The organism is Roseovarius sp. EL26 (assembly GCF_900327775.1).
Taxonomy (GTDB): domain Bacteria; phylum Pseudomonadota; class Alphaproteobacteria; order Rhodobacterales; family Rhodobacteraceae; genus Roseovarius.
The window spans coordinates 33,745-58,011 of the sequence record NZ_OUMZ01000007.1 but is presented as its reverse complement, the minus strand read 5'-3'; the positions used below and the strand labels follow the sequence as shown (position 1 = coordinate 58,011).

Genomic DNA, 24,267 nt, shown 5'->3' with positions numbered 1-24,267 from the left:
CGCTAATGAAATCAATTGACTGATTAGTTACGGTGCTTTCCTAAGACTTCAAGAAAGCTTAACTATAATTGATAATTTATTCGCTGACTTACTCGCCGGGAGGGGCGCTTGGTGTGCTGACACCACGAGCGCGCAGGCGGTCGCGTTCCGCCTGAGAGTTCAGCCACTCTTTCTTATAGGCCAGCGTGTAATCATCATCCGGCCCGATGCCGAGGATATTCACCCGTCCACGTTTTTTGCGCACATCAGCATCCTCTTTCGCCACGGTGTTGCGAATGTTCGCATCCGCGCCGTAGCGACGAGAATGATTGACCAATGCAGCTTCGCTTGAGGCAATCTTAGTGCTCCCCAACGCTGCTGGATTGCCACCCAAAGCTGCGATACCGTCGGCTTTGGGTGTAAGGTCTGTCAAATTAGCTGTACCCGGCGCAGGCGCAGGAAGGTTGGAGTAGCTTTCAGGCTCCTGCAGCGGCTTTGACGGAATAATAGCAAATTCATCCGGGCCACTGCCGGTATGTTTTATCCGGGTCAGTGGCTTGTCCTTGCCAGAACACGCCGCAATAGCTGTCAAAACCATCGCCATAATCACTACACGTGACATTGCCATTGCCAATCTCCTGCCATTTTCCAAGGCTTTTATCCTATTCCTGCCCGCAGGTCACGCGGGCTTTTTCGACGGGGTAAAAAAGATCAACCCTATTGCCCCTGCAAAGACGGCAATATCGGCCACATTGAATGAATACGGGTTGTTGAAGCCGCAACAAGACATGTTCAAAAAATCTGCAACAGCACCATACAGCACCCGATCAACCACATTGCCCAGCGCACCGCCGATCAACAAGCCAGTGGCAGCTTTTTGCCAAAAGCCACCCTCTTCGCGTTTCACCCACCATAAGACAGCCGCACAGATCACCACGGCCACCGCGATCAGGATCCACCGAGTCATCGGGCTATCTTGTGCCAACAGGCCAAAATTCACGCCATAGTTCCACGCCATACGAAAATTCAGCACAGGCGGGAGCACGTCGATTGAATATTTGTTGATCAGATCCATCTGATGCACGACCAGATACTTGCTCAGCTGATCAAGCACAAAGGTCAGCAACCCTGTCCAGAAAATGATACGCATTCGTGCCTCCTGCCCGATCTTGCCAATAGGTATTTAGTGCCGGAAGTGGCGCATACCGGTTAGAACCATGGCAAGGCCTGCCTCGTCCGCGGCGGCGATCACATCTTCATCACGCATTGAGCCACCGGGATGAATAACGGCTGTTGCACCGGCTTCTGCCGCTGTCAGCAAACCATCGGCGAAAGGGAAGAACGCATCTGACGCCACAACGCTGCCTTGTGTAAGCGGTGCGCTCAAACCCAGCTCGGCAGCCATGTCTTCGGACTTGCGGGCGGCGATCCGGCAGCTGTCAACGCGGCTCATCTGGCCCGCGCCAACTCCAACGGTTGCGCCATCCTTCACATAGACGATCGCATTGGATTTTACGTGTTTCGCAACCTTCCAGGCAAACAGCATATCCGCCATCTCCTGCTCAGTCGGAGCACGCTTGGTAACAATTTTCAGGTCATCAGCAGCCAGAATACCACTATCTTTGTCCTGCACCAGAAAGCCGCCAGAGACTTGCTTGATCATCAAAGCCGCCTCAGCTGGATCAGCCAAACCATCGGTGGTCAACAAGCGCAGGTTTTTCTTGGCGGCAAAGATCGCTTTGGCTTCATCATCTGCGCCGGGTGCAATGACCACTTCGGTGAAAATCTGACAGATCTCCTGCGCCGTCGCACCATCAAGGGGTTGGTTCAATGCAATGATACCACCAAAAGCCGATGTCCGGTCGCAATCAAATGCACGTGAATACGCCTCAAGCAAGGACGCCCCGCGCGCAACACCACAAGGATTGGCGTGTTTGATGATCGCACAGGTCGGGCCGTTTTCAGGGCCAAATTCGCTGACCAGTTCAAACGCCGCATCAGTATCGTTGATGTTGTTATAGCTCAACTCTTTGCCCTGATGCTGGGTTGCCGTTGCCACGCCTGAGCGCGTACTGCCATCTTTGTAAAACGCCGCCTGCTGATGTGGGTTTTCACCGTAACGCAGAGTTTGCGCCAAAGTCCCTGCCACAGCACGGCGACGCGGGGCTTGCTCTTCCAGAGCCTTGGCCATCCATGCAGATACGGCGGCATCATAAGCACCGGTGCGCGAATAGGCCGTCAGCGCCAGACGTTGACGAAAGGCATATGTTGTCTGACCATCATTGGTCTTTAGTTCATCCAACAGCGGCTGATAGTCTTCGACATCGACCACAACGTTTACAAAGCTATGGTTCTTGGACGCCGCACGGATCATGGCTGGGCCGCCGATGTCGATGTTTTCGATGCAGGTGTCATAATCGGCGCCTTTGGCAACGGTTTCCTCAAACGGATAAAGATTCACCACCAACAGATCGATTGCAGCAATGCCGTGGGTATCCATCGCCGCGACGTGGTCATCATTGTCACGCAACGCCAGCAAGCCGCCATGTACCATCGGGTGCAGGGTTTTCACCCGACCATCCATCATTTCCGGGAAACCCGTCACATCCGCCACATCGCGCACATCCAAGCCAGCCTCACGCAGGGTTTTGGCGCTGCCACCCGTCGACAACAATTCAACACCCATCTCAGATAGGGCACGGCCCAAATCGATTAATCCGGTTTTATCGGACACGGACAAAAGGGCACGGCGAACAGGGGCGAGGTTTGTCATGGGCAGCAGATCCTTAGCAGCTCGGTCAGCAGGTCAATTTTCGAGATTGGTCAGACCATCCAAATCATCCTGCACCAGATCGCGAATGCCAACTGGTGAGTCCTCGGGCTTGGCCAATGACCATCGTATGCGGGTCGCATACTCCATTGCGCGGCCAGATAGAATAACCTGTTTCGTCGCACGCGGCTTTAATCGGTGTTTTTCGAGATAAACACTGGGTTCAAGTCGCAATTGACAGGCGCTATCAGTCCGAAACAGCCAGATCTCACCACTTTTGAGCACCATCGAGACCATTGTACCGCCCATATCAAGGGACGCTTCGACATCCGGATGCAGGTGAAACCGGACGTCAAAACCGATTCCCAAAAGATCTCGCGCATCCATTGCAGCATCAAACATACGCTTGTCTTGATCAGTTGGAATGAAGAGATGTTCTTCCCCGACCACGCCGCTACCATCAAAAACCATTTCCAATGTACGTCGATGAACCAACCCATGCGTACGCCGATAACCATCGTGTTGGCCCTCAAAGCTGATACCATCTGGGGCCGGGTTGATCGCCACTGGCACGCGCTGCGGAATTTGGATCAGCCAATCGCGGTTTTCCGGGGTTGTACCAAGGCGAGAACTAGAATGACCATCCAGCACCAGCACCGAATGCGACGGTGTTGCCCGGCCTGCACGCTGCCATTGGCGACCAAAGCTATGGCCCGAACCGCAACTCACTATCAACGGCCTGCGGCCAGACGTAAGCTCAAACGCCAATGTCGAGGCATGCGCCCCGGTCGAGGCCTTGCCCTTAGGCGGGGCGGCGGCGTCAATAACTATACTGGTGCGCCCGGCTGAAAGCCGTGCAAAACCCATCGACAACCCCATGGGCTGTTTGTGCTTGATCCCGCTTTCCGCCAAGGCATGATCCAACCGCCCGGTCAGGCCGCGCCCGCCGCCATGAAACCGCGCCAATCCCCCGTCGGCGTGGCGCAGGGTCCGCAGGGTTGGGGCAATGCGTTCAATCGCGGCCCAATGCGCATCACTGGGGGTTTTCCCTGCCTCGCGCAGGGCCATCGCGGTCCAATTCAGCAAGGTAAAGACTTCAAGCAATTCTTCGGGATTACGGGTTGGAATACCGCCTTGCGCGCTGATCTGGGCGTTGCATTCCTTGGCCAGCGCTTTCAGAGCGGCGGGTAATTGGCTCTCCATACCCTCCAAAGACAAGCCAGCATAAATCAAACCAATCAGGGCCTCGAATCGGGGTAACCCCGGAGGAGAGGCCCGCCAGCGGCGCTCCAGAAACAGCGTTTGCTGCCCAAGCGAGCGGTAAAACTGGTTTGAGCGTTCAGCCTCCTGCCCCATCAACAGAAATATCGCGTGATTGATCCAGCGGATCAAACGGCGGCCAGTTAGTTCTGGCGTCCAGCCTGGTCCAGCCCCATGGCCGTACAGTTTGATCCATTGCCACAGCCAATCCTGCCCAGATTTACGCGCTTGCGCATCCCCGACGGCGGCCAGATCATCAAGCCACATGAACCCATGCAGTTCGTTTGAAAAATTCGCATCCGGCGGCGCAACATCCCAGATGCCTTGCCCCGCACCCTGCAGTAAATGCCCAGCGAACAGATAATTACCCGACACCAGCTGCCTGCCTTTGGCGTAGCTGCCGATGGTGCGCGGTTCAGGTTGAGACACAAATGCCGTCGCGGGACGAGAGAGCGCCACCCGACGCGCAGCGAAGCGGTTCATCAAGCGTGTCCAACGTATGGACAGATTTTCGGAATATGTCATAGACCCGACCCCTGCACGCTCTTTCCGGCGTTCCAGATAACAGCATATCCGGGAGGGAAACCCAAGTCACGGAATGATGCTGGTCTGAACGAGATATGTTTGTACAGGTTGTACAGGCTGTACGTGGCTTATGTACACAAATCGAAACAGAGCCGCGTAAAGTGGGCAATGCCTGCCCACCATTCACCCAACATGTTTCACAAAAAGCGTTTGCGCCCATGGTTGGGGCGACGGTGGGCAGAAATTGCCCACCCTACAAATTGTGGAGTGTTATCAAGTCGCGTTTGGCAAGATCACGATATCAACCCGACGGTTTTGTGCGCGGCCTTCATCGGTCAGGTTGGACGCAACGGGCTGATCTTCACCACGACCAAAGCTTTGCACCCGGTTATAAGGCACGCCACCCTCATGCAGCACATCAGAAACCGCGTTGGCGCGGCGCTCTGACAGGTTTTGGTTGTGATCTGCACTGCCGGTGTTGTCAGTATGTCCAATCACCTGAACCGAGCTGTCGGGATAATCTTGCAGGCTACGCGCAACCGTTGTCAGGTCGCCGCGCAACACCGGGCTGACAGTGGCGCTATCGACGTTGAACAGAACATCCTCTGGCATGGTCAGGATCAGTCGATCACCGGTGTTGGTGATCTGGATATCCTGACTATCAAGGTTCTGGCGTAGTTCCGCCTCTTGTTTGTCAAGGTAGTTGCCATAAACAGCGCCACCTGCAGCACCCAAAACGCCGCCAATGATCGCGCCTTTGGCTTTGTCATCACTCAAAACCGCACCGGCGCCGGCTCCGACGAGACCGCCCAGAATTGCGCCTGTTTGCGCTTTCTGATTGGGATTGGTTCCACCCAGTTGGCCGGGGTCGGTACAGCCGGCCACCAACAATGCGGAGATGCCAGCCACGATGGTCATGGAATTACGTGCTCGGGTCATTTTATGCCTCGTTACTCTTTGCCCATATACATGGGATCATATGAAATATACGCAATACACCGCCGATCCCCAAGCCTGTTTGATGGGGAAATCGGCGGCATCTTGCGCATAATTTCGTGATCTACAGGCTTCTCAGGCCTCTTGCCGGGCAGATTCCCAAGCCAAAATGGCGCGTTTGACGGGCAACCCCCAGTGGTAGCCACCCAAACCGCCGCTTTTGCGCAGCGCACGGTGACATGGGATCAACAGGCTGATCGGGTTACGCCCCACAGCGGTGCCCACCGCTCGCACGGCACGTGGCCGATTTATAACGCGCGCAATCTCGGAATAGGTCGTGACATGGCCAGAGGGGATTGTCAGCAACGCCTCCCACACTTTGATCTGCAAGGCAGAACCAATCAAATAGAGCGGCGCTTTCTCAGAGATTTGGTCACCCGCGCCATATGCGGTCAACACCCAAGGACGCAGCATCATCGGATCCTCGATAAATTCTGCATTTGGCCAACGCGAGGTCAGATCTTCCATCGTTGCCTCTTCGCCCATTTCCTCAGCAAAACCGATGCCACAGATGCCCTTTTCCGTCCCCATCACCAGTGACAGACCAAAGGGGCTATCAAACCATCCCCAGTAGATTTTCAGCCCATTGCCTTTGCGGGCATATTCGCCCGGGCTCATCGCCTCCCACCGCAAAAAGAGATCATGCAAACGACCTGATCCCGACAGGCCCAGCTCATGTGCAGTATCCAGCGTTGTAAATCGCTGCTCCAGCAGGGATTTCGCATGACCCAACGCCAGATACTGCTGATATCGTTTAGGCGAAACACCGACCCATGTAGTGAATAGCCGCTGAAAATGTGCGGGACTCATGTTCATTTCCGCAGCCAGATCATTCAACGATTGCCCTGGGTCCCCTTGATCGATCAGATCAATCGCCCGGCGCATGACTTGAAAATGATAACCTTCTTGTGTTTGTGCATTCATCTGTTGCGCTCCTGTCTGTTGTCTGCAGGATAAGCCCGGCAATTCAACCACGCGACCCGAATATTGCGCATAGCGTAAATTCACGGCATAGGGACAGCCATGGCCAGACAGCTAGATTATCATACCATTCGCGAAATCTTTACCCGGTTTCATGCGCAAGAGGCCGAACCTAAAGGTGAGCTGGAGCATGTGAACGTCTATACTTTGGTGGTCGCTGTCGCACTAAGTGCGCAAGCCACCGATGCTGGCGTTAACAAAGCTACGCGCGAATTATTCAAAATTGCCGATACGCCGCAAAAGATGCTGGATTTGGGTGAAGAGGCTTTGATCGATCATATCAAAACCATTGGCCTATTTCGCAATAAGGCCAAAAACGTGATCAAACTGTCGCGTATTCTGGTCGATGACTATGGTGGTGAGGTGCCCAACTCTCGGGCAGCGCTAGAATCATTGCCGGGTGTGGGTCGCAAAACGGCCAACGTGGTGTTGAACATGTGGTGGGGCATGCCCACGCAAGCGGTAGACACGCACATCTTTCGCGTTGGCAATCGCTCTGGCATTTGCCCCGGTAAAGATGTTAACGCGGTGGAGCGCGCAGTTGAAGACAACATTCCGGCTGATTTTCAGCATCACGCCCATCACTGGCTGATCCTGCACGGCCGATATCATTGTAAGGCACGTAAACCGCTATGCGGCACCTGCCTGATCCGAGACCTATGTGAATTTGAGGACAAGAACCTATGAGCAAGTACCAAGTTGTCGGCATCGGAAATGCCGTTGTTGATGTGATCAGCCAAAGTGATGACGCATTCTTGTCCCGAATGGGGATCGACAAGGGCATCATGCAACTGACCGATCAAGAGCGTGGTGAATTCCTGTACAGCCAAATGGAAAACCGCAAACAAATGGCCGGCGGATCAGTCGCAAACACAATCGCGGGTCTTGGCGCATTGGGTTTGAGCACCGGCTTCATTGGTCGCGTGAATGACGATGAGCTTGGTCAATTCTATTCCAAAGAAATGGCGGATGCAGGCACTGATTTTGTCAATCCACCAGTGACAGGTGATATGCCAACATCGCGTTGCATGATCTTTGTCTCGCCAGATGGCGAGCGGTCGATGAATACCTATCTGGGAATCTCGACCGAACTGGGGCCAGAGGATGTGCAAGAAGAGGTCGCCGGTCAGGCGAAGCTGCTGTTCCTTGAAGGCTATCTGTTTGACAAAGCCAAGGGCAAAGCGGCGTTTCAGGCGGCTGCAAAAGCTTGCCGTGACGGTGGTGGCAAGGCCGGGATTTCGCTGTCTGATCCGTTTTGTGTCGACCGTCACCGCGATGATTTCCGCGCATTGGTCAAAGATCTGGATTTTGTGCTGGGGAACGAGCATGAATGGAAATCGCTCTATCAAACCGAAGATCTGGGTACCGCACTGGAGCAAGCAGCCTCTGAAAGCGGTCTGATTGTCTGCACGCGCTCAGGACAAGAGGTAGTCGTTGCCCAGGGTGGCGAGACCATCACCGTACCTGTCCGTGCCGTTGTGCCCACCGACACCACTGGCGCAGGCGATCAATTTGCCACCGGGTTCATCTATGGCATGGCCACCGGACAAAGCCTTGAAGTGTCCGGTCGTATGGGCTGTATTGCTGCAGCTGAGGTCATCGGCCATTACGGCGCCCGCCCCGAGGCGGATGTGATGACGTTGTTCAAGAATGAGGGGTTGGTAGAGTAGCTCCGCCACTATAAATTTTCGACCGTGCCTCTCTTAAGGCGCGGTCATAGGATTTCAAAGCGCCAGAGTTTTCCAATGCAGATAGATTCAGCTTGAACAGAGATCAGATCACGCAAACAGATTTTGGCTTTTCAACTTGCATGGGGCCAAATCTGCGGATGTTCGTTGAAAACAAATTGGTAGACGATTTAAACGAATACGTTTTATCCGGCCAAAAATTTCAACGGGGTGACGTTAAGTTCGATTGGTCTGAAAGTTGCATAGAAGGCCGTAGAACATCTTATCTTGATGGAAAGCTAGAGAATTTTTCCGGCATTCAAGTATTAGATAGATCTAGCGAAACCATCGTAGACGGTTGGATGGAATTCATCGAAACCGAAGGCACATTGCATGTATTCTGGTGGTTCTTAAGCTCCTCAGGCAAGTACGACCTACGAAACAAGCGGACTAATCAGGTTCCTGCACACGTATGGAAGCTACTATCCACTGAAGAGCAAACAGCATGGGAGCGCCATGCACCTCAATCGGAATGCTAGGACCTTTGCGGGCCAAATGTTCTGAAGAACATGCCCGGAATCAAGCGCGAAGCGCGCCGGGCAGAGCCCGACCGCCCCATGGGCGGGCTCTTTTGCTACGGCTCGGATTTAATATTCGTTGGATGTGGGTTGACAGATAAAGTGCTTTTCTACTGACCTTTCGACGCCCACCCACGGTCGGGCGCTGCCCGTTTCAAACGGTGCCCACAGCAAACTGAATAGCCAACAAAAAAACCCGGCAGTCGGAACTGCCGGGTTTCTTAATTCTTAACCTAAGTCTCTGGCCTTATGCATAGCCACCGTTCAGACCCAGCGCGTCGCAATCGGTGCGCAGGGTGTTGGCGGCCAAAGTCAGGGCTTCGCCGTGGCTGGCGATCAGCTCGGCGCGGCGGATTGGGTCGCGGGTGGATTCAATCGCGCCCCAGATCGCGGCCAGTGTTTCCGACGCATCACGCAGACGGCCAAGGGCATCTGTATCGGCTGCCGCATTGGCGATGACCGAACCGGATACCTTGCCAACACCTGGCACGGTTTGTGCGCCGCCGCTGGTGTAGCCGGCTGGCACGTCGCCCTTGCAGTTGATGACGTGGCGATAGCGGATGCACGACAGGATCTGATCAACCGCTTGCTTGGCACCATCCACACGCGAGGTGTGCTCGGTATCAGCTGCGGCGTGTGGCAGCAGTTCCAGACGGCCAGGGAAGGCTTCGATCAGTGGGCGGTACGGCACCATTGGGCCAAACAGGCTACCGTCGTCGTTGACGAACAGGTCCGCATCGATGGCTGCATAGGCGACCTTGCCGCTGTCCATGGCAGCGTGCAGCGCGTCAGCGTCGATCACTTCACCACGGTCGTAGTTCACGATGATTGCACCATCATTGAGCGCGTTCAGAACCGATGCGCCAACCAGACCAGCGTTGGCGAATGTGCCGTCGGCACCCTTTGCACCCAGACCAGTGTGGGGCGACAGAACGTCGGCACCAGCGGCGGCTTCTTCTGGGGTTGCGGCAAAGGTGTAACCTTCGGATTCGATCCACTTGCGGTGGTTTTCACGGGCAAAGATCGAAACGCTCATGCCGAACGCTTTGGCCAGTTTGGCCACTTCGCGGCCGATGTTGCCATAGCTGATCACGGCCATGCGCTTGCCTTCCAACTTTTCGGTTGGATAGTCACGCAGGTGCTTGCCGGTATCAAAGTCGCCTTTGACAACCCGGTCGTGCATGTCAGCCACGTCGAGGTTTGGCATAACCTTCAGCAGGGCCTTCATTGCCATCTGTGCAGTCGCACGGCTGTTGAAGCTTGGGGTGTTCATCAGCGGGGCAGAACCGCCCGCGCCGTCACCGCCGCCCCAGCAAGCGCAGGCCATATTACCGGTGCCGGCACCGATACGCACGCCGCCTTCGGGGAAGGTTGCGCCGTCTGGGAAGAAGGTCGCCGCTGCGATCACCGCGTCATACTGGTTGCCACAGCAGGCGGCTGTCAGTTCTTCATTGGTGCTGAGGTCAGGCTGATAGAAGAAGTGCTGACCGGCTGGCAGGTCGGAACCGTCCCATGCGCCAACGGTGAAGGTACCGCCATTGGCCTCAATATGGGCTTGAACCTCGGAAGGGTCAGGCTCGCCATCAGCACCGAACTTCAGGCCAACCAGATCGGCGATCAGAATACGGTAAGCGCGGTTTGGATCGTCCTTGCGGACATTTGCACCGGATTCTTCTGGCGCATCAAAGGTTGTGCCATCTGCGGCCAGCAACTCTTCCAGAACAACAATTTTGGCGCGGAGGTAGGCGTAGCTGATGTTCTCAAGCAGCGCGACGATATCGTCTTGCTCACGAATACCACCCATCCATGCGCGGTAATCACCGGGCGTGCCAGGGAATGCGTTGACGTAACGCGCAGCATCAAGGCCAGCCTCGTGCCAGCCATTTGGATGGGTCAGGCCTTCGTAGCCCAGCAACTGCTTGGAGCGTGCGATGATACGAGCGTGCACATCTGCATCGGTGATGTCGGGGTCATTGACCGCCAGCAGGGTCACAGCAGCACCCCGTTTGTCTGCATTTGCAACACCGGCACGCAGCAGGTCCTGACCCGCCAGCCAGTCATTGATGCGTTGACGGTTATCAGCAGAACGCTGGTTCATCACGCTGGAGGCGCCGAACTTTTTCTCAACCCGCAGCAAGCCAAATGTAGTTTCAGCAAAGGCAAGCGAAGAGAACGTGTTGATCACACCACCGATCATTTTGTTTGCGGCTGGATCATAGAACGGGCCCAAGCCAACGGTTTTTTCACCGCTCAATGGTTTTTTGGCATCTTTTGGCACAACCAGCTTCAACTGACGCGCGATGGCCCATGCCGGGTTTTTTTGGTTGTCTTCGATCAGCTGGATTGCCGCTGGCGTGAACGACGCCAAGAAATAGCCAGAGATCCCACCGATCGCCTTTTGGAACGGGGTGAAGATGTTACATTTGGTCAGAAACCCGTCAACAACGTCTTGTGACCATGGCATCGCACCCAGCATTGATGTCGCATCGATCATCGCGTGGCGGTTTTCTGGATCACGGTCCAGCCATTCGAGCAGGCCTTTGACTTCTTCCTCGGTGTAGGTGGTGGCACCTGTCGTTTCGTGGCCAACACCCACAAACAAGGTGATGCCCATTGCGTCCAGCTCATCCGCGCTTGGGATTGAGCCTTCGTCACCGGCAAAGACCACTTTGTCGTCGTGGCCATTTTGTGCAAAGCGCTGCATCTCAACGATCTGCGTGCCCCAGCTCTGGCGGAAGAAACCACCGGCCTTGGCCGCTTCAGTTTCTGGTGCAGGTGTATCAACGAACAGTTTTTGTCCATCAAGATTGGGGTTCATCAGGTGCATGATCGCCACGGTAAAACCACTGTGACCACCGCCCAGACCAACCGCCATCTGGTTGGACATCGGGAAACCGAAATAACGGTGAATATGGTGCATCATGTCTAGCAAGATTGCGTCTGCCGGGTAACCGCGGTGCATCGAGCGACCGATCTCTGCCGTGGTGAAAGGACCCAGATCCTTGCCGGTATCGTCCAACTTGCGGTAGGTGGTTTCCAACCAACGATCAAAGTCGTAACGGTTTTGACGTCCTTCGGCTTCGTCCTTGACCACATCGGTGATCGGACCAACACCGAAGAACGGGTTGGCAGTACGGGCTGGGGGGCCATTGCGCGTTGCTTCGAGAGAGGCAAGTCTTTGGGCGGCGAGGTCAGTCATAGGCAGTCTCGTTTCAGCTGAATCTTTCGGGAATAATCGCGTTAGCGATAGCGCAAACTTATATTCAGCACCCTCTGGAAATGCGAACATAAAGTTACTGTATGCGTCGCATTTCATGATTTCACGGTCGTGCTGGGTATAAAATGAGCCCAAAAGCGACCTTGTGACCATCCGTCATGACCAAATTGGCATGCCTCATGGTTGCGTTAACATGTTCAGAGTGCGATCAGTGATGCGAATCGGTACAGAGCAAAGCTGTACACCTGCAGATGCTGGATCATTGAAATGCCAAATCCCCTTGAGAACAGCTCCGAGCAACACGTCTACGACCTCTTTGTCATTGGCGGTGGCATCAATGGTTGCGGCATCGCCCGTGATGCAGCCGGTCGCGGGTATAGCGTAGCGTTGGCGGAAATGAACGATCTGGCCTCGGCAACATCTTCGGCCTCAACCAAGTTGTTCCATGGCGGGCTGCGCTATCTTGAATATTTCGAAATTCGTCTGGTGCGCGAGGCGCTGAAAGAACGCGAAGTTCTGTTGCGCAACATGCCGCACATCAGCTGGCCGATGCGGTTTGTTCTGCCCTACCACAAGGATATGAGGTTTGAGAGTAGCACGCCAGCCGCAAAGCTATTGTCATTCTTCATGCCGTGGATGAAGGGACGTCGCCCCGCATGGATGATCCGGCTTGGATTGTTCATGTATGACCATCTGGGGGGGCGCGAAATTCTACCCGCCACAAAGACGCTTGATCTGCACCGCACCATTGAAGGCGTGCCGTTACAGGACAAATACCAACAGGCCTATGAATATTCCGACTGCTGGATTCAGGATTCGCGGCTGGTTGTTCTGAATGCCCGCGATGCCGCAGCGCGTGGCGCAGCGATCATGACACGGACGCGGGTTGTATCGGCGGTAGTCGAAGGTGACCTCTGGGTCGTCACATTGCTAGACGAGGCTACAGGCGAAGAGCGCGTGGTGCGCTCGCGTATGGTCGTCAATGCTAGCGGGCCATGGGTGATGGATGTGATTCAAAACACCACCCACAGCAAATCCAACGATAATATCCGGCTGGTGCGGGGCAGCCATATCGTTACCCGTAAGCTGTTTGAGCATGACAAGTGCTATTTCTTTCAAGGCAGCGATGGCCGGATCATATTTGCCATCCCCTATGAGCAGGATTTCACCTTGATCGGCACAACTGACAGTGACCATCCTGATCCTGATACGTCGCCCGAATGCAGCGCCGAGGAACAACAATACCTGATTGATTTTGCATCAAAGTATTTTGAGCAACCTCTCTCAGACGATGATGTCATCTGGACCTATTCCGGGGTGCGGCCACTTTACAATGATGGGGCAAGTTCTGCCTCGGCAGTAACACGTGAATATGTTTTGAAAGTCGAAGATCAAGCCGGTGCACCGCTGTTGAATGTCTTTGGTGGCAAGATCACTACCTATCGAAAGCTGGCCGAGGCCGCGCTTGAGCACATCAAGGGCGCGCTACCCGATAGCAACGCTGGAGCGGAATGGACGCAAATCGCACCCCTGCCCGGGGGTGATTTTCCGGTTGGTGATGTTGCAAAGTTGCGGGCCAATTTACGTGCAGATTATCGGTTTTTGGATGACGTATGGGCGCACCGCCTGATCCGCCACTATGGAACAGAGGCGTGGGAGGTTCTGGGCGATGCCACTGACATCTCTGACCTTGGGCAAAACTTTGGCGGCACTATCACGGAACGTGAGGTGCGTTGGTCCATTTCGCATGAATGGACGCAAAGTGCCGAGGATTTTTTGTGGCGGCGCACCCGGCTCGGCCTGTGTTTGGACAAGACCGAGATTGATGCGCTCACCACTGCCATCGCTGATATTATCAGCTCACAACATAGTGCAATTGCGTAAACTCCTGCCGCCAGGCTGAAACTTCCGGCAAAAGCGCCTCGGGCGCATCAGAGTGAAGCGCTTGTGAAATGAGCCCGGCTAATTGTTTCGCGTGGGCAGTTGTCATACCCCAACGGGTCAATTCCGGCGTGCCAATCCGCAAGCCATTCATGTCCCCCGCGACCTCGGCAATTGGCAGGCCAATACCACAGGCCAGAAGTCCCGCCTTGCGCAGTTTTTTGGAAGCAGCCTGACCACCGCCATAAGCGGCCGCTTCAAGCGCGAACTGATGCGAATGTGTGAAGCCCTGCGGTGCAGTAAATACCGGCTCGCCCAGATCCGCCAACGCCTGAGCCAAGGCCTGCGCCAGTTGGATCATCGATTGCGCATAGTCTTCGCCGTGTTCACGCCAATCTAGCATCGACACAGCAAGCGCCGCTGATTTGGCCGCATCAAAGTTTGCCGTCATCCCAGGAAAGGCGATTTCATCCAAACGCTGCGCCAGATCCGCTTCATTGGTGACGATCAACCCGCCTGCTGGTCCACCAAGGCTTTTATAGGTGCTCATCGTCATCAGATGCGCGCCCTCAGCCAACGGGTTTTTCCATGCCTTACCAGCGATGATCCCGCATTGATGTGCCGCATCGAACAGCAGCTTTGCACCAACGCTATCTGCGATCTCGCGAATCTCTCGCACGGGATGTTCAAACAGGTTCAGGCTACCGCCGATGGTGATCAGCTTGGGCTTGGTCTGCTGCGCCAGATCCCGTAGAGCATCGACATCAACTGTATAGCCATCAGCACTGACCGGAGCCGGAATGGCATTCAGCCCATAAAGACCGGCACAACCCGCCCCGTGGTGAGTGACATGCCCGCCAATGGCCGCGGGTGGCGCGATAATCGTATCACCAGGTTTACAGACCGTCATAAAAGCATAGAGGTTCGCAATCGCGCCTGAGGGCACGCGGATCTCTGCATATTTGGCATCGAACACTTCAGCGCAAAGCTCTGCGGCCATCACTTCGATTTCTTCGATCGCCTCTAGCCCCATTTCATACTTGTCGCCGGGGTAGCCCAGCGAGGGACGTGATCCGATACCTGAAGACAGCAAAGCCTCAGCCCGTGGGTTCATCACGTTGGTGGCTGGATTGAGGTTGAAACACTCACGTTCGTGGATCTCTTTGTTGCGCACGGCCAGCGCATCAATTCGGTTCAATGTCTCAGAACCGGTCAGGACCGCAGTCGCGTTAGCAATGTCTTGTACACGCGTCTCGCAATGCTCGGGCACCCAGTTTCGCTTGGATAATGTCATGATGGATCTCCTTTGCAGCGACACTGAAGTGTCTCGACCTGTGGCGCAAACCAGATTATCTTAGATCTGAGTTTAGAAAAACTAAGGCTAGAAAATGTCTATTATCCCACCCCGCCCCAAAGGCCCGCCCCTCAATGCCCTGCGCGCGTTTGAGGCGGCGGCCCGATTGGGCGGGTTTGCCCAAGCCAGCGAGGAACTCTGCGTCACGCCCGGTGCGATCTCACAACATATCAAAGCGCTGGAGGACTGGACCGGCACACCTTTGTTTCAACGCAAGGCGCACGGGGTGATGTTAACCGAAGCCGGTCAACAACTGCAGCCACATTTCACCCATGCATTTGATGCGATGAGCGATGCCACCCGTGCCCTGCGGTCCACGATGGCACAGCCAACTGTAACAATCGCCGCCTTGCCCAGTGTCGCGCAGCTTTGGCTTTCGCCGCGCCTACCTGCCCTGCGGGCAGCAATGCCCGGCACTCGGCTTACCGTTTTGGCGATGGAAACCCCTCCCAATCTGAACCGCGAGATGATTGATATCAGCCTGTTCATTCGCGCACCCTCCGGGGCTACAAACGAACATATCCTTACAGACGATCAGATTTTTCCTGTGTGCACACCCGAACTGGCGGCGCAAATTACCCGACCAGCAGATCTGGCGCAGCAAATGTTGCTCCATGACGAAAGCTGGTCTGGCGATTGGGATCTTTGGGCGCGGAACCATGGCCAAGGGTTTATCCCTGAACAGATGGGGTCAAAGTATTCTCTCTATAGTCTGGCGCTGGAAGAGGCACGCGCTGGCGCAGGCATATTGATCGGTCATGCACCACTTGTGCATCGGGATCTGGAAAAGGGAAATCTTGTGCGCCCTATAGGCGGTGCCGTTGCAACCAGCCAAGCGCTGATCATGGAAATATCTCCACCTCAGAACGTTGCTGAAGAGGTGTCAAATTGCGCTCAACACCTGTTGGAAAATTAGAGCATAAGATACAATTAGGATAGTGCTACTCATTTGAATTTGTCCTTTAAAATAAGAAGGTTCCAGCCCGCGAACAGGCTAGAACCCACGCCTACAAATGACAGCAATGAGACCATCGGACTCTTTAAAAAATGCCACCCAGCGAACACTCGTAAAGTAGTACAGTTATGAGTATGTGGATTATGCTGCTTTCCCTCAAGTCAGGTTTCCCTGACCTTTTCCCGGCTTACGGGTGGAAAACACCTTCAAAGACTCCTCTAAGGGCGAATTTGAGGCCAAAGTACCGTTTAAAAGCACTCAAAAGGGATATATCTGACCAGATCGTTTTCACGAATCTCAACCGGACCATCCGGCAGTTCGACCAATCCTTCGGCCCAGCTTAACCCGCTGACCCGGCCAGAACCTTCGGATTTGAACACCTCCACTCGGCCTTCGCGAAGGCGGGCACGCAGGTATTCACGGCGACCGGGCTTCTTGTTTTTAGTAAAGCCAGCAGGAAGGTCAAAGCCTCGTGGTGTCTTCCAGCCATGACCTGACAATAGGCTCATTGCCGGACGTGCAAAAATCAGCGTGCATACCAATGCCGCCACCGGATTTCCGGGCAAGCCGAAGACCGGTGTACCTTGCCAAAGACCCAATGCCAGCGGGCGTCCGGGTTTCAGCGCAATCCGCCATTCGGCCATTGCGCCAGCCTCGTTAAGTAGCGCTGAGACGTGATCCTCATCTCCGGCCGAAGCCCCGCCAGAAGTCAGGATCACATCGGCCTCGGCAGCGGCGCGATCAAATGCCGTCCGCAGGTCAGCGCGGTCATCGGCAATTCGCCCCAGATCAATGCCGACATAACCAAACTGATGCAGCAATCCATGTAGCATCGGGCGGTTGGCATCATAGATCTGTCCCGGTGCCGCCTCTGTCCCCGCCTCCACCAGTTCATCTCCGGTAGAAACGATCGCCACCTTGAGCCGCTTGTAGGTATCAACCTGTGACACGCCCGCAGATGCGAGCAAGGCCAGATCTGCCGGGGTAAGCCTGCGCCCCATGTCTAAAATGACATCCCCCGCCTGTACGTCCTCGCCCGCCTTGCGAGTATTGGCTCCAAGTTTGATGCCCCCGCGAAAGGCAACCTCACCCCCGCCCAATGTGACATCTTCCTGCAAAACCACCGTATCAACGCCATCTGGCAAAGCCGCGCCCGTCAAAATACGGATCGCATAGCCAGCGGGTACATTTCCATCAAAGCGCAAACCAGCTGCTGCGCGACCATCGACCAAGGGCAGAACCTGGTCTCCTTCACCTAGACTTGCAAAGGCAAAGCCGTATCCATCTACGGCCGTGTTTGGGTGTGGTGGGTTGGCCCGATTGGCGACTACGGGGGCCGCTAGAATACGACCCAAGGCCTGATCAAGGTCCACTCGCTCTGCTCCAACCACCGGGGTCAAGCGTTCTTGCAGCAGGGCCAGCGCCTCATCAACCGGGGTCCAGTCCACCCCGGCAGGCAAGGCGAAGCAGTCATTGCGTAATGGCGGCGGTTTGAGCGTGGTCACAAGCCCACCTCGCGCAGGATGAAATCAGCAATCGACACAGTATCATTCAAATCGAATACAGGACGATCAATATCCAGCGGCACATCACTGGCGACGGCGCGTATGGTTGGATCATCCGGAGCAATAAGGGAGTTACCAGTCTCAGCACGATGCGCCTCGACCTTGGGGTGCTGGTCGCGTTTGTAGCCTTCGACCAAGATCAGATCGACTGGCGCGAGTTTAGATAGTAACTCTTCAAGCGTGGGTTCATCTTCATTCCGCAGCTCGTGCATCAGAGCGAAGCGGTTTCTGGAGGCCAACAACACCTCGGTCGCGCCGGCGACGCGGTGACGGTGACTGTCTTTGCCAGGATGATCGACATCAAAGGTATGGTGCGCGTGCTTGACGGTAGAGACGGTGAAGCCCCGCGCGGTGATCTCGCTCACCAACCGTTCCATCAGCCCAGTTTTTCCAGCGTTCTTCCAGCCCGCGACGCCATAAATTCTCATCTCATATCCCCAGCATCGCCCGTGAACTTGGCCTGTGCTTGTTTTAGGTCTTCGGGCGTATTGACGTTGAAAAACGGATCACCCGCATCATTGAACACGGTCTCGCGTCCATGGTGTTTATCGGTCCAGATCACCACCTTGCGCAAGCCATCATTCAAAGCGGCGCGCAGGTCGTCCCGCAAAGCCACAGGCCAGATGCCAAAGGTCGGGTGACGGATCAGGCCAGAACGGCTCATCGATTTGGTCTTTTCGCCCTCAGCGCGAGGCGTGGCGGCCAAGGCGAGGCGGTGGTCCATGCCTTCGGAGGCCAGCAAGAGCTGCGGCACCAGATCGCAGGGAAAGAACGGCGTGTCGGCGGCGACGGTGACAATGGTGTCCACCCCCTGCTCTGCTGCCCAATCAAGCCCGGCAAGGACACCGACCAGAGGTCCGGCGTAGCCCACGATACTGTCGGGTAGAACGGGAAGCTTGAGGTGCGTAAACCGCGTGGCATCCCCATTAGCGTTCAACGCCAGACCCGCCACCTGCGGTTCTAACCTATCAATCACATGATCCAGAATGGTGCTGTCTCCAAGGGGCAACAGCCCCTTGTCCCCGCCGCCCATGCGCGTGGCCTGCCCCCCTGCGAGGATGATGCCGAGAGGCTGAGTCATTGGCTATCTCCACTGGCCGCCTGATGCCAGCTTTTCAGTTGATTAACAGCCTGTGTTTCTGGAAGCGGCAACGCAAATAGCTGTGAGGGCATGGTGGCAAAAGCAGTTTCAAGAATGAGAGTTTTTTTGATGGCATCAATTTTATCTACCACGTGCCATTCAGTATACCACCTCCGCCCAGCGCAACTCATTTCAAAACCTTTGGAATCAAATTCATAAGACACTTCTGAACCTAGGGGATATATTCTGTCTTCATTCGGCTCTGTTCTGTTGACGAAATTGCGCAACCACAAACAGCTTATGGCGGCTCCCAAAAACAGTGAAACGGTAGGCCCATAGCCGGAGAACATATCTGGATTACGAATAATAATCGCACCACCAAATGTGATGATCGCAAAAATCACGCAGGCAAATACACCAGTGAACATGGCGAAGTAAGCAATGATCAGAAAGAAGAATTTATGTTGATTCTTCGCAAGTTTCCTCTGCTCCCGTCGCCATTCTTTCGTGATGTCATAGGTTATCGAAATACTCTCTGTCATTCAGCACCCTTCCGCCCGGAGCGCTTGTCCTCATCCGCCACCTGTGACGGGTCGGCGTCGCGCAGGAGGCGTTCCTCACCGCTGAGGCAGACAAAGCGTTTACCGCGCATGCGGCCAATCAAGGTCAGGCCAACCTGGCGTGCGATTTCCACGCCCCAGGCGGTAAAGCCCGAGCGCGAGGCCAGAACCGGGATGCCCATCAGTGCGGTTTTGATCACCATTTCCGAGGTCAGTCGCCCGGTGGTGTACATCACCTTGTCGGCGGCACTGACCTGTTCGGCGAACATCCAGCCCGCAATTTTGTCGACGGCGTTATGGCGACCCACATCCTCCATATAGACCAGTGGACGATTTCCCTGACACAGCACTGAGCCGTGGATAGCCCCGGCCTCAAGATAGAGCGACGGGGTGCGGTTGATCTTGGCAGCCAGCGCGTAGAGGTCAGAGGTTTTCACTTGCAGGTTTGGCAAAGCAACATCCTCCAAACCCTCCATCATGTCGCCAAAGACAGTGCCAACCGCGCAGCCCGAGGTACGGGTCTTTTTCTTGAGCTTCTCTTCATAAGTCGTCTGGCTATCGGTCCGGACCACTACGATTTCAAGATCATCGTCATAGTCGATCTTGGTGACGGTTTCCCCGTCGCGCAACATGCCCTGATTGCGCAGGAAACCCAGCGCAAGATATTCAGGATAATCGCCTATGGTCATGGCCGTCACGATTTCCTGACCGTTGAGGAAAATCGTCAAAGGGCGCTCTTCGACCACCGCGATCCGGGTGATCTGGCCATCGTGATCAACGCCCTCGACCGCACGGGTCAGGCCACCCGCATTTGGGTTGGGGGCGATCAGATAATCGCTTTGATCCTCAGAAACAGCCAATTGATCCTCCTGCAATAAAGCGTTACGCCGGTGCGTAGATTATTTGCCAATCTAGGGCCGAACTGTGCCAACGGAAACCACGAAATCGATCTTCTTCAGGGGTGTACGCGATGCGGCCCCGTTTTTGCTGGTTGTGGGCCCTTTTGCCCTGCTTTTTGGCGTGGTCGCGACCGAGGCGGGACTTTCTGTCTTTGAAACGCTGAGCTTTTCGGTGGCCGTGATTGCTGGGGCAGCACAGTTTACCGCACTGGCCCTGATGGAAGATCAAGTGCCAACCATCATTGTGCTGATTTCTGCGCTGGCGGTGAACCTGCGGATGGCGATGTATTCGGCCTCATTAACCCCCTATCTGGGTAGCGCAACTTTGGGCCAGCGGGCCGTGGCGGCCTATTTTCTGGTCGATCAATCCTATGCCCTGTCGATCCTGAAGTTTGAAACCAACCCAGACATGACCATGCCGCAAAAGCTGGCGTATTTCTCAGGCACCGTCGCCGCGGTGTGCCCATTTTGGTATATCTTCACGCTAGTCGGTGCTTTGATTGGCGAATCCATCCCAGACAGTCTTGCGTTGGATTTCGCGGTGCCGATCACATTTCTTGCGCTGATCACGCCTATGCTGCGCAGCCGCGCGCATGTGGCCGCCGCGTTTGTTTCTATAGTGATGGCATTGCTGTTTGCATGGCTGCCCTTCAATCTGGGCCTACTGGTGGCAGGCATCACCGCAATGGTGACCGGGGCCGAGATTGAACGCCGTACCACCCTGCGTAGCGAGGGCGGCGCATGATCGACAAAGGCACACTTTGGCTGGTGATCATCGGGTTGGGTGTCGGCAGCTACACTATGCGGTTTCTGTTTCTGGGGCTGATAGGTGGCCGCGCCTTGCCGGAATGGGTATTGCGGCATCTACGTTATACAGCAGTCGCTGTCTTGCCGGGGCTGGTGGCGCCGTTGGTCGTCTGGCCCGAAGCGACGGGAGGCAATCTGGATGCACCACGTATGATTGCGGCCGTTGTCACGATTGTGGCCAGCCTTGTGACCCGCAATGTGGTCTTGTCAATTATATTGGGCGCGCTCAGCCTTTATGGCGGGCTGTATCTGCTGGGATAGGACACCCCATCCCAGCAGCAAATTTGCTTAGCTTGGTGCTTTGGTTTTGCGCAGGTAGGGGAAGATGGTTTCGAACTCGCCAAATTTCGCTTTTGCATCCTCGTTGGATACTGTCGGAGGGATGATCACATCTTCACCTGGCACCCAGTTGGCGGGCGTGGCAACACCTTTGCCTGACATCTGCAACCCGTCGAGCGCCCGCAGGATTTCAGCAAAGTTACGACCGACTGTCATCGGGTAGGTCATTGACAGTTTGAGTTGCTTATCTGGCCCAATAATGAAAACCGAGCGAACCGTCGCACTATCAGCCGGGGTGCGGCCATCAGGCAGGTATGCCTCGGCCGGCAACATGTCATAGGCCTTGGAAACGTCAAGCGCACCATCCGCAATAATCGGAAAACCAGCCGAAGTGCCCGCATAGCTTTCGATGTCTTTTTTCCAGCCCTTATGCTCTTCCACACCATCGACGGATACGCCGATCACCTTGGTATTGCGCTTGGCCCATTCGTCATTGAGCTGTGCAACCGCACTGAATTCAGTAGTGCAGACGGGTGTGAAATCTTTGGGGTGGGAAAACAAAATTGCCCAGCTGTCTCCGATCCAGTCGTGGAAATTAATCTCACCCTGATCGGTCTGCGCGGTGAAGTTTGGAACTGTATCATTAATCCGAAGGGCCATTTTGGCTTTCCTTTCCAGGCGATTATGGTTGTTTCAATTCAAGATGATCCATGTTCTGATAGACTGGACAATTTTCAAAGCCCATTGGCAACCCGGAATGCAATATCAAGCGGCGTATCTGCACCAGATCATTTGCGGCGCATCGTCCGTCATTTCCCTCCAAAAAGCAATGCTGGCAGTTTTTCATGAAATGTTACCACCTAGGACCTATGGATCGGACTAAAACCTTCAGCGGCACGAGGATAAATCACGATCTTCTATCAGTTGAGTCGTGACATTATTGCTCTGAACCGGTAAATCAGCACGGGCCGACATAACCAATCAACGCAGCGTTGGCACATTTTGTTGGGTATATAGAGACACGGACCTGTCACCAATCTGCCTTAACGGAGACAGAAAGCCATTTTAATTCATGGCAGGAAATTTTTGGGCTCCACATGATTGACGTATTTAAAAAGCTCTTCATCCTGCTGAGCCCACGCGAGCGAAGCAGATTTTATGTTTTAACTATATTGTTGATTGTGGTCGCCTTTGCAGAAGTGTTCGGCGTTTCAACCGTTCTGGTATTGCTCAAAGTCTACTCTGAACCGCAAATTCTGCTAGATAACGGGGCTTTGGCCTGGGCCTACGAAACATTCGGCTTCACAACGCTATTTGCCTTTCAGTTGTTTATCTCATTCGCAGCTTTGTTGATCGTCTTGATAGCACAAATCATTAAAGCCGGCGGCAACTACGCTATTATCCGGTATTCCGAGATGCGCGGACATGCCATTTCGGTCAGATTGTTGCGCTCATACCTGCACCTGCCCTATTCGTGGTTCTTAGAACACAACAGCGCAGACATCAGCAAAAGCGTTTTGGCAGAGGTACACCGTCTAGTTGGATCGGTGTTGATCCCTTGCCTGCAACTGATGGCAAATGGCTTGCTTGCCCTCGCGATCGTCACCTTTTTGGTAGTGCTTGATCCGGCTATCTCGATCACAGCTGCGGGGCTTTTAGGTGGCAGCTATGTGATGATCTACCTCGGGCTGCACAAATTGCAGCACCGTCTTGGCCAACGGACATTAAAGGCCAACAAAGACCGGTTTCGCGTCGCGAATGAAGCGACCGGAGGTATTAAAGAAGTCAAGCTCATGGATCTGGAGCAACACTATATCCAACGTTTTAGCGAACCTTCGTTTGAATTTGCCAGCGCGAATTCATTGGCTGTGGTATTGCGACAGCTGCCGCGCTACGCGCTGGAAGCACTGACATTTGCAATGCTGTTGGCGATCATGTTGTTCATGCTCACACGCCATGGCGGCGATCTGACGGCTGCAATTCCAATCTTGGGCACATTTGCCTTTGCCGTTATGCGCTTGCTGCCCGCGATGCAGCAGATTTACTATAACCTTTCTTCGATCCGCAACAGCAAGCCGCTTCTGGATCAAATTTCCCAAGAGTTCACCAGCGCCAAAGAGAGCCATCCAGCCCAGGCCGGCGCAGGACATCAACAGAAACGGATGGTGTTCAAAAAATCGCTGGAAGCGCGTGGCTTGTGCTTTTCCTATCCCAACACCTCGCGCCCATCGTTAAACGATGTCAACTTTTCCATACAGGCCAAAACAACAATTGGGGTGATCGGCGGCACCGGGGCTGGTAAAACTACATTGGTGGATTCTCTGCTTGGGCTATTGATTCCAGAAACCGGACAGTTCCTTATAGATGGCACCGCCATCACCCCCGAGACAGTTAGCAGCTGGCGTCGCTGCATCGGATATGTTCCGCAAGTTATTTATCTGACGGATAGCACCGTAGCAGAGAACATTGCCTTTGGCATAGAACCCGAAAACATTGACATGGCTGCAATCGAACGTGCCGCCAAGGCAGCCTCGTTACATGACTTCGTCATGGATGAATTGCCTCAACACTATCAGACAATTGTTGGCGAACGCGGTGTTCGTCTTTCCGGCGGTCAACGGCAGCGCATTGGGATCGCACGTGCCCTATATCATGATCCTGAATTGTTAATTTTGGATGAGGCGACCTCGGCACTGGATAATCTGACAGAGCGGGCTGTGATGGATGCGGTACGCAATATTGGTCATGAGAAAACAATCATCATGATTGCTCACCGCTTAAGCACAGTGAAAGCCTGCGACCTCATTTTCTTGATGGATAAAGGGCAAATTATTGCCAAGGGCACATTCGATGAATTGTTATCAGAGAACAGTCATTTCAAAGAACTTGCCTCAGCTGGATAATCGTGGTCGC

At 54.6% G+C, this 24,267-nt stretch carries 22 protein-coding genes; 8 read left to right on the top strand and 14 right to left on the bottom strand.

The window, feature by feature from the left end:
* Nucleotides 1-88: 88 nt before the first annotated feature.
* From D9A02_RS08040 to D9A02_RS08015, 6 genes are all read right to left on the bottom strand, one after another.
* Complete coding sequence (locus tag D9A02_RS08040) at nucleotides 89-607, bottom strand: DUF3035 domain-containing protein (RefSeq protein ID WP_120500494.1); 519 nt, start codon at nucleotides 605-607, stop codon at nucleotides 89-91.
* A gap of 51 nt (nucleotides 608-658) precedes the next feature.
* The gene (lspA, locus tag D9A02_RS08035) at nucleotides 659-1,129 is read right to left on the bottom strand and encodes a signal peptidase II (protein ID WP_120500493.1); all 471 of its coding nucleotides are present in this window, start codon (nucleotides 1,127-1,129) and stop codon (nucleotides 659-661) included.
* A 33-nt stretch (nucleotides 1,130-1,162) separates the two neighbouring features.
* Nucleotides 1,163-2,752, bottom strand: a complete 1,590-nt coding sequence (gene purH / locus D9A02_RS08030) for a bifunctional phosphoribosylaminoimidazolecarboxamide formyltransferase/IMP cyclohydrolase (protein WP_120500492.1) — start codon at nucleotides 2,750-2,752, stop codon at nucleotides 1,163-1,165.
* A 33-nt stretch (nucleotides 2,753-2,785) separates the two neighbouring features.
* On the bottom strand, nucleotides 2,786-4,534 hold the full coding sequence (locus D9A02_RS08025; protein WP_120500491.1) for a heparinase II/III family protein: 1,749 nt from the start codon (nucleotides 4,532-4,534) through the stop codon (nucleotides 2,786-2,788).
* A gap of 273 nt (nucleotides 4,535-4,807) precedes the next feature.
* Nucleotides 4,808-5,473, bottom strand: coding sequence for an OmpA family protein (locus tag D9A02_RS08020; RefSeq protein ID WP_120500490.1), 666 nt, complete (start codon nucleotides 5,471-5,473; stop codon nucleotides 4,808-4,810).
* A gap of 132 nt (nucleotides 5,474-5,605) precedes the next feature.
* A complete protein-coding gene (locus D9A02_RS08015) occupies nucleotides 5,606-6,454 on the bottom strand; it encodes a bifunctional helix-turn-helix domain-containing protein/methylated-DNA--[protein]-cysteine S-methyltransferase (RefSeq protein ID WP_120500489.1) in 849 nt (282 codons plus the stop codon).
* A 99-nt stretch (nucleotides 6,455-6,553) separates the two neighbouring features.
* Between D9A02_RS08015 and nth the strand changes: the two genes are divergently transcribed.
* From nth to D9A02_RS08000, 3 genes are all read left to right on the top strand, one after another.
* The gene (gene nth / locus D9A02_RS08010; RefSeq protein WP_120500488.1) at nucleotides 6,554-7,198 is read left to right on the top strand and encodes an endonuclease III; all 645 of its coding nucleotides are present in this window, start codon (nucleotides 6,554-6,556) and stop codon (nucleotides 7,196-7,198) included.
* The gene (locus tag D9A02_RS08005; protein WP_120500487.1) at nucleotides 7,195-8,181 is read left to right on the top strand and encodes an adenosine kinase; all 987 of its coding nucleotides are present in this window, start codon (nucleotides 7,195-7,197) and stop codon (nucleotides 8,179-8,181) included. The genes nth and D9A02_RS08005 overlap by 4 nt, the downstream gene beginning before the upstream one ends.
* A 92-nt stretch (nucleotides 8,182-8,273) precedes the next feature.
* Nucleotides 8,274-8,717, top strand: coding sequence for a hypothetical protein (locus D9A02_RS08000; protein WP_162933005.1), 444 nt, complete (start codon nucleotides 8,274-8,276; stop codon nucleotides 8,715-8,717).
* Nucleotides 8,718-9,003: 286 nt separating this feature from the next.
* Here D9A02_RS08000 and D9A02_RS07995 read toward each other — a convergent pair whose 3' ends face one another.
* The gene (locus D9A02_RS07995) at nucleotides 9,004-11,955 is read right to left on the bottom strand and encodes an NAD(P)-dependent oxidoreductase (protein WP_120502438.1); all 2,952 of its coding nucleotides are present in this window, start codon (nucleotides 11,953-11,955) and stop codon (nucleotides 9,004-9,006) included.
* A 285-nt stretch (nucleotides 11,956-12,240) separates the two neighbouring features.
* On the opposite strand from D9A02_RS07995, the gene glpD reads away from it, so the two are divergent.
* Complete coding sequence (gene glpD, locus D9A02_RS07990; RefSeq protein WP_120500485.1) at nucleotides 12,241-13,857, top strand: glycerol-3-phosphate dehydrogenase; 1,617 nt, start codon at nucleotides 12,241-12,243, stop codon at nucleotides 13,855-13,857.
* Here the strand turns inward: glpD and D9A02_RS07985 are convergent.
* Nucleotides 13,829-15,148, bottom strand: a complete 1,320-nt coding sequence (locus tag D9A02_RS07985; protein ID WP_120500484.1) for a serine hydroxymethyltransferase — start codon at nucleotides 15,146-15,148, stop codon at nucleotides 13,829-13,831. The two genes, glpD and D9A02_RS07985, sit on opposite strands and share 29 nt — an antisense overlap.
* A 94-nt stretch (nucleotides 15,149-15,242) precedes the next feature.
* Here D9A02_RS07985 and D9A02_RS07980 point away from each other — a divergent pair, with 94 nt between their 5' ends.
* The gene (locus D9A02_RS07980; protein WP_120500483.1) at nucleotides 15,243-16,124 is read left to right on the top strand and encodes a LysR family transcriptional regulator; all 882 of its coding nucleotides are present in this window, start codon (nucleotides 15,243-15,245) and stop codon (nucleotides 16,122-16,124) included.
* A 287-nt stretch (nucleotides 16,125-16,411) separates the two neighbouring features.
* On the opposite strand, the gene glp is transcribed toward D9A02_RS07980, so the two are convergent.
* From glp to fdhD, 5 genes are read right to left on the bottom strand one after another with little or no spacing between them, the layout of a single operon-like run.
* Nucleotides 16,412-17,668, bottom strand: coding sequence for a gephyrin-like molybdotransferase Glp (gene glp, locus D9A02_RS07975; protein WP_120500482.1), 1,257 nt, complete (start codon nucleotides 17,666-17,668; stop codon nucleotides 16,412-16,414).
* On the bottom strand, nucleotides 17,665-18,156 hold the full coding sequence (gene mobB / locus D9A02_RS07970; RefSeq protein WP_120500481.1) for a molybdopterin-guanine dinucleotide biosynthesis protein B: 492 nt from the start codon (nucleotides 18,154-18,156) through the stop codon (nucleotides 17,665-17,667). Before mobB ends, glp begins: the two co-directional genes overlap by 4 nt.
* Entirely contained in the window at nucleotides 18,153-18,809 is a 657-nt protein-coding gene (gene mobA, locus D9A02_RS07965; RefSeq protein ID WP_120500480.1) for a molybdenum cofactor guanylyltransferase MobA, read from the bottom strand. Before mobA ends, mobB begins: the two co-directional genes overlap by 4 nt.
* Nucleotides 18,806-19,351: a hypothetical protein gene (locus D9A02_RS07960; RefSeq protein ID WP_120500479.1), complete on the bottom strand. Its 546-nt coding sequence runs from the start codon at nucleotides 19,349-19,351 to the stop codon at nucleotides 18,806-18,808. The genes mobA and D9A02_RS07960 overlap by 4 nt, the downstream gene beginning before the upstream one ends.
* On the bottom strand, nucleotides 19,348-20,229 hold the full coding sequence (gene fdhD, locus D9A02_RS07955) for a formate dehydrogenase accessory sulfurtransferase FdhD (RefSeq protein ID WP_120502437.1): 882 nt from the start codon (nucleotides 20,227-20,229) through the stop codon (nucleotides 19,348-19,350). Before fdhD ends, D9A02_RS07960 begins: the two co-directional genes overlap by 4 nt.
* Before the next feature lie 64 nt (nucleotides 20,230-20,293).
* On the opposite strand from fdhD, the gene D9A02_RS07950 reads away from it, so the two are divergent.
* Both D9A02_RS07950 and D9A02_RS07945 read left to right on the top strand, forming a co-directional pair.
* Nucleotides 20,294-21,013 carry an AzlC family ABC transporter permease gene (locus D9A02_RS07950; protein WP_120500478.1) on the top strand — a complete coding sequence of 240 codons (720 nt, stop codon included), beginning with the start codon at nucleotides 20,294-20,296 and terminating at the stop codon, nucleotides 21,011-21,013.
* Nucleotides 21,010-21,336 (top strand): AzlD domain-containing protein, encoded by a 327-nt coding sequence (locus D9A02_RS07945; RefSeq protein WP_120500477.1) that lies wholly within the window; start codon nucleotides 21,010-21,012, stop codon nucleotides 21,334-21,336. Before D9A02_RS07950 ends, D9A02_RS07945 begins: the two co-directional genes overlap by 4 nt.
* Before the next feature lie 27 nt (nucleotides 21,337-21,363).
* On the opposite strand, the gene D9A02_RS07940 is transcribed toward D9A02_RS07945, so the two are convergent.
* Nucleotides 21,364-22,014, bottom strand: a complete 651-nt coding sequence (locus tag D9A02_RS07940) for a peroxiredoxin (protein WP_120500476.1) — start codon at nucleotides 22,012-22,014, stop codon at nucleotides 21,364-21,366.
* A 437-nt stretch (nucleotides 22,015-22,451) separates the two neighbouring features.
* Between D9A02_RS07940 and D9A02_RS07930 the strand changes: the two genes are divergently transcribed.
* Nucleotides 22,452-24,257, top strand: coding sequence for an ABC transporter ATP-binding protein (locus D9A02_RS07930; protein WP_120500474.1), 1,806 nt, complete (start codon nucleotides 22,452-22,454; stop codon nucleotides 24,255-24,257).
* Nucleotides 24,258-24,267: the final 10 nt, after the last annotated feature.